Source organism: Staphylococcus sp. HMSC072B07, from assembly GCF_001815505.1.
Classification (GTDB): domain Bacteria; phylum Bacillota; class Bacilli; order Staphylococcales; family Staphylococcaceae; genus Staphylococcus; species Staphylococcus simulans.
In genome coordinates, this window is the sequence record NZ_KV820920.1 from 1 (window position 1) to 9842 (window position 9842).

The 9842-nt window shown below is 36.8% G+C and carries 12 protein-coding genes; 10 read left to right on the forward strand and 2 right to left on the reverse strand.

Features of this window, described 5'->3' with window-relative positions; all coding sequences use genetic code 11:
• Nucleotides 1-147 precede the first annotated feature (147 nt).
• From HMPREF3031_RS09080 to lip, 10 genes are all read left to right on the forward strand, one after another.
• Entirely contained in the window at nucleotides 148-1485 is a 1338-nt protein-coding gene (locus tag HMPREF3031_RS09080) for an Orn/Lys/Arg family decarboxylase (protein ID WP_002481883.1), read from the forward strand.
• A gap of 1 nt (nucleotide 1486) precedes the next feature.
• Nucleotides 1487-2107 (forward strand): dTMP kinase, encoded by a 621-nt coding sequence (gene tmk / locus HMPREF3031_RS09085; protein ID WP_002481884.1) that lies wholly within the window; start codon nucleotides 1487-1489, stop codon nucleotides 2105-2107.
• A gap of 209 nt (nucleotides 2108-2316) precedes the next feature.
• Nucleotides 2317-2646 (forward strand): cyclic-di-AMP receptor, encoded by a 330-nt coding sequence (locus tag HMPREF3031_RS09090; RefSeq protein WP_002481885.1) that lies wholly within the window; start codon nucleotides 2317-2319, stop codon nucleotides 2644-2646.
• Nucleotides 2647-2800: 154 nt separating this feature from the next.
• Nucleotides 2801-3727, forward strand: coding sequence for a DNA polymerase III subunit delta' C-terminal domain-containing protein (locus tag HMPREF3031_RS09095; protein WP_070724835.1), 927 nt, complete (start codon nucleotides 2801-2803; stop codon nucleotides 3725-3727).
• Nucleotides 3728-4534: a PSP1 domain-containing protein gene (locus HMPREF3031_RS09100; protein WP_070724837.1), complete on the forward strand. Its 807-nt coding sequence runs from the start codon at nucleotides 3728-3730 to the stop codon at nucleotides 4532-4534.
• 16 nt (nucleotides 4535-4550) lie between these two features.
• Nucleotides 4551-4922 carry a DNA replication initiation control protein YabA gene (gene yabA / locus HMPREF3031_RS09105; RefSeq protein WP_002481888.1) on the forward strand — a complete coding sequence of 124 codons (372 nt, stop codon included), beginning with the start codon at nucleotides 4551-4553 and terminating at the stop codon, nucleotides 4920-4922.
• 110 nt (nucleotides 4923-5032) lie between these two features.
• Nucleotides 5033-5761: a tRNA1(Val) (adenine(37)-N6)-methyltransferase gene (locus HMPREF3031_RS09110; RefSeq protein WP_002481889.1), complete on the forward strand. Its 729-nt coding sequence runs from the start codon at nucleotides 5033-5035 to the stop codon at nucleotides 5759-5761.
• Nucleotides 5751-6008 carry a GIY-YIG nuclease family protein gene (locus tag HMPREF3031_RS09115; protein ID WP_002481890.1) on the forward strand — a complete coding sequence of 86 codons (258 nt, stop codon included), beginning with the start codon at nucleotides 5751-5753 and terminating at the stop codon, nucleotides 6006-6008. The genes HMPREF3031_RS09110 and HMPREF3031_RS09115 overlap by 11 nt, the downstream gene beginning before the upstream one ends.
• A gap of 1 nt (nucleotide 6009) precedes the next feature.
• Nucleotides 6010-6846, forward strand: coding sequence for a 16S rRNA (cytidine(1402)-2'-O)-methyltransferase (rsmI, locus tag HMPREF3031_RS09120; RefSeq protein ID WP_037556659.1), 837 nt, complete (start codon nucleotides 6010-6012; stop codon nucleotides 6844-6846).
• A gap of 159 nt (nucleotides 6847-7005) precedes the next feature.
• Entirely contained in the window at nucleotides 7006-8943 is a 1938-nt protein-coding gene (gene lip / locus HMPREF3031_RS09125; protein WP_002481892.1) for a YSIRK-targeted triacylglycerol lipase, read from the forward strand.
• A gap of 95 nt (nucleotides 8944-9038) precedes the next feature.
• Here the strand turns inward: lip and HMPREF3031_RS09130 are convergent, their stop codons facing one another.
• Together HMPREF3031_RS09130 and HMPREF3031_RS09135 are read right to left on the reverse strand one after the other, a co-directional pair.
• A complete protein-coding gene (locus HMPREF3031_RS09130) occupies nucleotides 9039-9440 on the reverse strand; it encodes a DUF1672 family protein (protein ID WP_081600406.1) in 402 nt (133 codons plus the stop codon).
• Nucleotides 9437-9721 (reverse strand): DUF1672 family protein, encoded by a 285-nt coding sequence (locus tag HMPREF3031_RS09135; protein ID WP_051036006.1) that lies wholly within the window; start codon nucleotides 9719-9721, stop codon nucleotides 9437-9439. Before HMPREF3031_RS09135 ends, HMPREF3031_RS09130 begins: the two co-directional genes overlap by 4 nt.
• Between the last annotated feature and the right edge of the window lie 121 nt (nucleotides 9722-9842).

Sequence of the window (9842 nt, forward strand, 5' to 3'; positions counted from 1 at the left end):
CACGAGATCCTGTAAAGGGTCTCTTTTTTTATGCCATTTTTTAATTTTTGATAATGAAACGAGAAGAATTCTTTCATTTCTCATCGTTGAACTAGATTCAAATATGTTAAAATAAGAGTTAATTACCAAATTGAAGGTAGTGGAAAAATGAATTTGCCATTAAATCATCAGCTTAAATCTTTTCTAAAACAACAACCTATTTCTTTTCATGTACCTGGCCATAAAAACATGACAATCGGCACATTACATGAGATGGATTTACCCATGGATATTACTGAGATTACTGATTTTGATGACTTGCATCATCCTGAAGGCATATTAAAAGAAAGCATGCATACCTTAGATAAGCATCCAGATTATGATGCCTTTTATTTAGTAAATGGCACAACTTCAGGTCTTTTATCAGTGATTCAAGCAACCGCAAAACAAGAAGCACCGATTGTGATGAGTCGTAATGTACATAAATCAGTCTTTCATGGTTTAGATTTAGCTCAAAAAGATGCAGAAATTTTACCGATGACTATCAGTGATACAACCCATCAATATGTAGCGCCACGCATAGACCAAAAACAAAGTACAAATAGTCTAGCGATTGTGACATATCCTAACTATTACGGTGAATTATTCGATATTGCTTCATTTATTAATGAACAGCACGCGAAGGGTACACCTGTGTTAGTAGATGAAGCGCATGGTGCGCATTTTGGATTAAATGGTTTCCCTAACTCTGCACTTTCTTTTGGGGCAGATTACGTCGTACAGTCTTATCATAAAAGTTTACCTGCTTTGACTATGAGCTCTGTAATCTTTATACATAAAAATGCGCCTTATTATGAACAAGTGATGGAGTATTTAACTTACTTTCAATCATCAAGTCCTTCGTATTTATTAATGGCAGGCTTAGAGCGTGCACATCAATTTTATAAAACATATGAAAGCACTTATTATTTCACACAACGTCAACGTCTACTTGATGCATTAAGCGCTAAAGGATTAGAAGTTCATGAGATGGATGATCCACTTAAAATAACTTTGACATACGCAGGGTATACAGGCTATGACATCCAACAATGGTTAGAAGCACAACATCTTTATGTAGAACTCGCAGATGAAACACAAGTATTGTTAGTGTTGCCGATGTGGCATAAAAGAGATCGGTTCCCATTTGAATCATTATTAGAACGAATTAAAGCATTAAAGTTATCGAAGACGACAAATGAGGTTTCAGTAACTATCCCCAAAATGCCTGAACACGTTGGATATTATCAGCCTGTGACGATAACCCAAATGAGACGTATCGATTTTAGTGAAGCTGCAGGTGAATTGTTAGCTCAACATATTGTACCTTATCCTCCAGGTATACCGGTGTTTTATAAAGGTGAACGCATTCATCAAGAAATGATCGATATTATGGAAGACTGGGTAGCACAAGGAATTAGAGTAGAAGGTATAAAGCATAGAACTATAAATATTAAGGATGAATAACATGTCAGCATTTATCACATTTGAAGGACCAGAAGGTTCCGGTAAAACAACGGTTTTAAACCAAGTTTCTGAACGCTTACAAGCACAATTTGAAGTCTTAACAACGAGAGAACCTGGCGGGGTACCCGCTGCAGAACAAATTCGAGAAATTTTATTAGAAGGCGAAGCTGTTGATGAGCGTACCGAAGCCTTATTATTTGCGGCATCACGCAGAGAACATTTAGTAGAAAAAGTCTTACCAGCGCTAAAAGCGGGAATAGTAGTATTGTGTGACCGCTATATCGATAGTTCGCTTGCTTACCAAGGTTATGCGAGAGGTATTGGTGTAGAGGAAGTCAGAGCAATTAATGAATTTGCGATTAATGGTTTGTATCCGGATTTAACAGTGTATCTAGACATTACGGCTGAAACGGGAAGAGCACGGATTCAAAGTAATGCGCGAGACATGAATCGTTTGGATCATGAGAGTATCGCATTTCATCAACGGGTTATTGAAGGGTATCATCAATTAATCGAACAAGAACCAGAGCGTTTTGCGGTCATTGATGCAAATCAATCTATTGAGGCGGTTGTTGATGCTGCTTATCAAGCAATTGTCCAACATTTGTCTAGCCAAGCATAAGCTTTAGATGATTGCTTTGGAAGTTGTTGCAAGCGTGCGGGTTCACGTAGTATAATTTGTTAAACTTTAATTACAGCAGACCTAAAAGATGAAGGTAAAATATTAATAGAAAACATCAAGAAATCAGACATCATTTTAGTTATTTCTATTTAGTTTTAAACAGGCTCTACCATCACAATATGCTATAATATTACAAAGAGGTGTTAGTTATGAAAATGGTAATTGCAATTGTTCAAGACCAAGATAGTCAAGAGTTGTCTGACCAACTCGTCAAAAATAATTTCCGAGCTACTAAACTCGCGACAACAGGTGGATTCCTACGCGCAGGAAATACAACATTCCTATGCGGTGTTGATGATGACAAAGTAGATGATTTACTAAATGTTATCAATAAAACATGTGGAAACAGAGAACAACTTGTATCACCAATTACGCCAATGGGCGGCAGTGCAGACTCTTACATTCCATATCCAGTTGAAGTAGAAGTCGGCGGCGCGACAGTATTCGTAATGCCTGTTGATGCGTTCCACAGATTTTAATGATAAACATGACATGAATCTATGATTCGACATAAATAACAGTCTATAAATAGTGGGGGTCGGGACGAGCGTGTAATCGAGATTGTAAAGAGACAATCAATGATTAAACTCATGAGTTCCTGCCCTTTTTCATTATGGAAAGGTGACAAATTGAATGGATGAATTATCAAGATTGACGAATGCGTATCAATCTGGAAAGCTTTCGCATGCCTATTTATTTGAAGGCGATGATGCACAAACGATGCAGCAAACGGCTATGGCTTTTGCGAAGTTGATACTATGCAATGACAATGAAATATGCCAAGCGAAAGTTGACGGTTTCAATCATCCTGATTTCAGATATGTCACAACAGATGAGACAAATCTGAAGAAAGAAAAGATTGAAGCGTTAGTTCATGTGATGAATCAATTACCCGTTGAAGGCAGTCACAAAGTCTATATTATTAATGGCTTTGAGAAACTTACCGTTCAAGGTGAGAATAGTATTTTAAAGTTCTTAGAAGAACCGCCAGAAAATACGATTGCGATATTGCTGTCGACGAAACCAGAACAAATTCTCAGTACAATCCATTCGCGTTGTCAGCATGTTTATTTTAAACCGATGTCACAAGCACAACTCGTGGAACGTCTGAAAGAACAAGAGATATCTAAACCGATTGCTGAAATGTTGAGTACTTATACCTCACAAATCGAAGAAGCTCGTGCGCTGAATGAGGAATATGATTTAGCAAATTTACGCAAAAACATTATCAATTGGTGCCAATTACTGCTGACGAATCGTGCAATGGCTTTAATTGCTTTGGTCGATTTAATGAAAGCATCTAAAAATAAAAAGCTGCAGCAACTGACATTGTCAGTCGTGAATGCATTCTTCCAAGATATTATGCATGAAAAAGCAGACATTTCAGGATACTTAGTATTCTCTGAATTAGAAACAGATATTAAACAATATGCACAACGTTTAACATATTACCAATTAACACATATGTATGATCATATAACGGAGGCACATAAGAAGTTAACACAAAATGTGAATCCAACACTCGTATTTGAACAAATCGTAATTAAGGGGGTGGGCTAAATGCTTCAAGTGATTGGCGTACAATTCCAAAAAGCTGGTAAGCTTGAGTATTATGCACCGGTTGAAGATGCTGAACTTTGTTGTGGTGACAGAGTTGTTGTAGAGTCTAAACGTGGTGTAGAAGTCGGTGATGTCAAAGATGCTGCACTAACGGTAGATGAGGAAGATGTTACATTACCGTTAAAACAAATCATTCGTGTCGCAACTGACAATGATTTAGAACAATGTGCATGTAACGAAGAAGATGCAGATGCTGCAATGGATTTCTGTAAAGCATCTGTAGAAGAATTAGGTTTAGAAATGCGTTTAGTCAATTGTGAGTATACATTAGATAAATCAAAAGTGATTTTCAACTTCACTGCAGATGATCGCATCGACTTTAGAAAGTTGGTAAAGATTTTAGCCGCAAAGTTAAGAACACGTATTGAATTACATCAAATCGGCGTGCGCGATGAGGCTAAATTACTTGGTGGTATCGGTCCTTGCGGCCGTTCGCTATGTTGTTCAACGTTCTTAGGTGACTTTGAACCTGTATCGATTAAAATGGCAAAAGATCAGAACTTATCATTAAATCCTACAAAAATTTCAGGCGCTTGCGGTCGTTTAATGTGCTGCTTAAAATATGAAAATGATCAATATGAAGCTGCCAGAGAACAATTACCTGATGTGGGAACAAAAATTGATACACCTGATGGTCAAGGTACAGTGGTAGGCTTGAATATGTTAGATATTTCAATGCAAGTCAAAGTTGAAGGTTTAGAACAACCTTTAGAATACTCAGTTGATGATTTAGAAGCAATCTATTAAGGGAGGCCACAGGCTTTTGGAACGCAGAGAAATAATGGAGAGACTATTGCGTCTTGAAACCAATGTTAAACAATTGTATCAAGACACGGCAGAATTAAAGACCATCACCATGCAGCTTATAGAAGAAAATGTTGCGTTGGAAGTTGAAAACAAACATTTGAAACAATTAATCGGCCGTTCACAAGAAACAGGAACTGAATCAACAGATGTTTCAGATAAGCCTGAGCAAAAGTCTAAAGAAAAAAAGAAACCTCGTTTAAGCAGTAAGGAGAACTTAGCGATTTTATATCAAGAAGGCTTCCATATCTGTAAAGGCGATTTATTCGGTAAACATCGTAATGGTGAAGATTGCTTATTTTGTTTACAAACATTAGAAGAACAATCCTAAAAGCGATTGTTTTAATATATCAAAAGAATGTCATATTCTATTTGAAAGCTTGAATGAGAACCTGAAGAGGTTCTCATTTATACATATTTAATCAAAAATTGGAGAAAATCATGTTGAAAGAAAATGAACGTTTAGATTGTCTATTAAAAGAACAGTTAGAAATAATTCAAAATGATGAAGTCTTTTCCTTTTCGACGGATGCTTTATTATTAGGCCATTTTACCCAGCTTAGAAAACGTGACAAAGTAATGGATTTATGTTCAGGTAACGGCGTCATTCCTTTATTACTTTCAGACAAAGGAAATCACATGATAGATGCGATTGAAATCCAACCACAATTAGTGGATATGGCTGAACGCAGTATTCGCCATAATCATTTAGAAGCGCGTATTCAAATGTATGAAATGGATTTAAGACATGTTCAACAACACTTTCAACCTTCAAGCTATAACGTTGTCACATGTAATCCGCCGTACTTCAAAACCATTCAAACGCATCAACATCAAAAAGAAGCACATAAAATTGCACGTCATGAAGTAATGTGTACACTGGCTGATTGTGTGAATGCTGCGAAACATTTATTGAAACAAGGCGGTCGTTTTGTCATGGTACATCGTGCAGAACGTTTAATGGATGTATTATTTGAATTCAGACAGCACCGTATTGAACCAAAGAAACTGACAATGGTTTATAGTAAACCTGGTAAAGCAGCGCATGCGATTCTTGTAGAAGGACGTAAAGACGGCAAACCTGGTTTGGATATTGCGTCGCCATTTTATATGTATACAACAGATGGCCAATATACAAAAGAAATGAGTGCGATTTATTATGGCAATTGAACATTATATTTATATCGTACGATGTAAAGACGGCACATTATATACTGGGTATACCAATAACGTTCAAGCAAGAATTGAAAAACACAATGCGGGTAAAGGTGCCAAGTATACTAAAACTAGACGTCCCGTTGTATTAGTTTATCAAGAAGGTTATGAAACAAAGTCAGAAGCGATGAAACGTGAGTATGAAATTAAAACATTCACGAGAACACAAAAATTACAGCTTATTGAAAGGGGCAAGCAATAACATGGGAACACTTTATTTAGTCGGAACACCCATCGGAAATTTAGCAGATATCACATTTCGTGCAGTAGACACTTTAAAATCTGTCGATATGATTGCCTGTGAAGATACACGTGTCACAAAGAAATTATGTCATCATTATGAGATTGAGACACCCTTAAAATCTTATCATGAACATAATAAAGAGACGCAGACTGAACCTTTAATTGAACTTTTATTAGAAGGGAAAAGTATCGCATTAGTCTCTGATGCCGGCTTACCGTTAATCAGTGATCCGGGTTATGAATTAGTGGTGCGTGCGCGTGAAGCAGGTATTGATGTTGTACCGATTCCTGGACCGAATGCAGGGTTGACTGCGTTGATGGGAAGTGGCTTACCTTCGTTTGTATATACGTTTGTCGGATTCTTACCGAGAAAAGCAAAAGATAAAAAAGCAGTACTTGAACAACGCATGTTTGAAGACTCTACTGTAATTATTTATGAAAGCCCGTTTCGTGTGGCAGATACGCTAAAAGCTATAGTGGAAATTGATGAAACACGACCAGTCGCTTTGGGTCGAGAATTAACTAAGAAGTTTGAAGAGATTCAGACGGCACCAGTTCAAACATTGGTAGAAGCGGTCACAAATGGTGACATTCCGACTAAAGGTGAATTTGTTATCTTAATAGAGGGTGCAGCACCAAAAGAAGAGACAGAATGGTTCAGTGAGTTAGATATTCATGAACATGTTGAACATTATATCCGTCAAAATATGAAACCGAAAAAGGCGATTAAACAAGTCGCTGAAGACCGTCAGATGAAAACAGGAGAAGTTTACGATATTTACCATCAGATAAAATAAAAATGATGTAAAAGAAATATAACAAATAAGAAAATTAACACTGAGTGACACAAAAATGTGTTATTTTAAAGTAGTACAGTTAATTATTCATCTATATTATGGGAGCACGTTATTATTTTTCTTTAGTGAAGGACACCACTAGAATAGGAGCAATTCAAAATGAAGAAAAATAATCAAACACACCATCACTATGCGATAAGAAAGTTTACAGTCGGAGCTGGATCAACACTTATCGCATCCTTTATATTTATGGGTCTAAGCACATCAGCATATGCGGAAGAATCCACACAAACACACCACGAAACACAGGTAGAAGCGGAACATACACAAGAAAATGAACAACTGTTACCATCAAAAGATATAACGACAGCACAACAGGTTGAAACACAACCAGATTTTTCTACAAAACGTTCTGAAACACAAACAAATCATGTGAATACACCATCTTCAGAAAAAAATATACAGGAACAAAATACTACTAACCTTGAACAAGAAGCATCCTCATCTCAGATTCATGAAGGATCACAAACAAAACAAGAAAAACCTAATCATAGTGAACCACTAAAACCAAACCAGTACGAACAACCAGCGCCAGTAGATAATGATTCTGTGACAAACTATGAAGAACAAAAGGTTACAGAAGATGTCATCCAACAAGTAGAAGCACCTGAAAATAAAAAAGAAGAGATTAAAAATACAGAAATATTATCTAAAACGACCTCAACTTCTGAAGAAGAAACAGTACAGACGCATGTTTCGTCAGAAGTAGAACCGAAAACTGCTCCTGCGCCAGAAATCAAATCAACTCTTACATCTCAAGAGGATGATGAGAAAACTGAAGCGGCACCAAAAGAAGAAGCCAAAACAGAAGAATCACAAACAAAACCAACGCAACGTACGGTCCAACAAGCACCTGTTCCACATACAGAAAGTTTAAAAACTAATAAAGCGCAACAAGCGATTAATCAATATCCAGTTATATTTGTACATGGATTTATGGGCTTTACAGGTGAAATAAAGCCAGACTTATATCCCAATTATTGGGGTGGAGATAAGTATCGTGTGATAGATGGACTGCGTGAAAAAGGGTACGAAGCTTATGAAGCGAGTGTAGGTGCTTTTAGCAGTAATTATGATCGCGCAATAGAGTTATATTATTATATTAAAGGCGGCACAGTAGATTATGGTGCAGCGCATGCGGAGAAATATGGACATTCTCGATATGGCAGAACTTATGCAGGGGTCTTTCATGAATGGGCGCCTGGCAAAAAGGTGCATATGGTCGGCCACAGTATGGGTGGACAAACAATCCGGCTTTTAGAACATTTTTTACGCTTTGGTAATCAAGAAGAAATAGATTACCAACGTCAACATGGTGGAACAATTTCCTCTTTATTTGAAGGAGGGAAAGACCATATGATTGCCTCTATTACAACTTTAGGCACACCGCATAACGGTTCAGCCGCAGCGGATCGAATTGGTAATGAAAAAGCCTTTAAAGATATTGTTTATGCGTTAGGACGTATGGGCGGTGGTAAACTCGCAAATATCGATTTTGGTTTTGAAAAATGGGGATTCAAACAAAGGGAAAATGAATCTTATATTGAATACGCACAACGTGTTGCGCAAAGTAAACTTTGGGATACTGATGATAATGCGATGTATGATTTAACATCAGAAGGCTCAGAAAAATTAAATCAAATGACACCGATGAACCCTAACATTGTTTATACTACTTATACAGGTTTGGCGAGTCATGAAGGTTTAACGGGAAATCATATCCCTGATATTGGACAATTCTTCCTTTTTGATTCAACGAGTCGTGTCATTGGAAGTGAGGAGAACCAAGCATTGCGTCCAAATGACGGTATCGTTTCTGTAGTATCTTCACTCTATCCAACAGGGCAAGATTTCACTGAATTTACAGATGGCTTGAAAAAAGGCATCTGGCAAGTGACACCGGTTATGAAAGGTTGGGATCATTTAGATTTTGTCGGTCTAGATGCCTTAGACTTTAAACATACAGGCCAAGAATTACAAGGCTTTTATGCAGGTTTGATTAATCATATGATGCGTATAGAAGAATTAGATATCTAATCAATAACGCACCGTTATCCAAGTGATTTCGGTGCGTTATTAATGTCTATTTATTAAAATGAACATTATCAAAGTATTTATTTTGTTCTGAAAATTTATTGTTCACTATTATAAACCCCATAAGACATTTCGTTATTTCCATTCTTTGTGCCGTCATAAGTGGTGATTTCATTGCTTGTATAGGTTAATGTATATTTCACTTCGCTTTTATCAGGGCCAAGTTGATTTTTTTGAATGGCATCTGCAAGATCTAATAACTTATAGTCTTCCTTATCTTTATTATAATCTGAGTTAGTATCAAAAAATGTAGTGATAACGTGTGTTTTAGTTACACCACCAGTGGCATTGTATCTAGCTTGATGATACTTTTCGCTGAATTCTTTTTGATGCATTTGAATCAAAGGTTTGTAGTATTTATCGTATTGGGCCAAGTCAATAGGATAACCACTTATCCAGAAATATTCATTTTCATAGCCAGAGTTTCGTGTTTTGTTTATAGCTTCTTTAGTAAACCCGTAATAACCTGATTATCTTTGAAGTATTGATAAAGTTCATCGTATTCTTTCTTGTTGGCTTTGTAGTCAAAGCCGCTGACTACTTTTCCAATTTGAGTAGATAAATCATCGCTTTCTCCTTTTGCACATGCAGAGCCTTTATAGCCTAAAGAATCAGTGGAGATAACAATACTGGAATTAAACACGATGTCATGATCATTACAATGTACGAATACTTCTGCGTCTTTTCCACTGCCAACCACGTTGGTAGCTTTAACCTTCAAGCCAAAGTTATCTTTATAAAATCTTTCTCCTAGTTCTGCGAATTCCTCTCTATGTTTTTACTAATTCAATTGCCTTTTTATCAGCAGGAGGTTGAAAACCTTGGCCTTTATATTCATTAAC

Coding starts and splice junctions, on each gene's coding strand:
- HMPREF3031_RS09095 (WP_070724835.1), top strand. CDS start 2,801: ATGGATGAATTATCAAGATTGACGAATGCGTATCAATCTGGAAAGCTT.
- HMPREF3031_RS09090 (WP_002481885.1), top strand. CDS start 2,317: ATGAAAATGGTAATTGCAATTGTTCAAGACCAAGATAGTCAAGAGTTG.
- HMPREF3031_RS09110 (WP_002481889.1), top strand. CDS start 5,033: ATGTTGAAAGAAAATGAACGTTTAGATTGTCTATTAAAAGAACAGTTA.
- lip (WP_002481892.1), top strand. CDS start 7,006: ATGAAGAAAAATAATCAAACACACCATCACTATGCGATAAGAAAGTTT.
- HMPREF3031_RS09100 (WP_070724837.1), top strand. CDS start 3,728: ATGCTTCAAGTGATTGGCGTACAATTCCAAAAAGCTGGTAAGCTTGAG.
- HMPREF3031_RS09115 (WP_002481890.1), top strand. CDS start 5,751: ATGGCAATTGAACATTATATTTATATCGTACGATGTAAAGACGGCACA.
- tmk (WP_002481884.1), top strand. CDS start 1,487: ATGTCAGCATTTATCACATTTGAAGGACCAGAAGGTTCCGGTAAAACA.
- HMPREF3031_RS09080 (WP_002481883.1), top strand. CDS start 148: ATGAATTTGCCATTAAATCATCAGCTTAAATCTTTTCTAAAACAACAA.
- rsmI (WP_037556659.1), top strand. CDS start 6,010: ATGGGAACACTTTATTTAGTCGGAACACCCATCGGAAATTTAGCAGAT.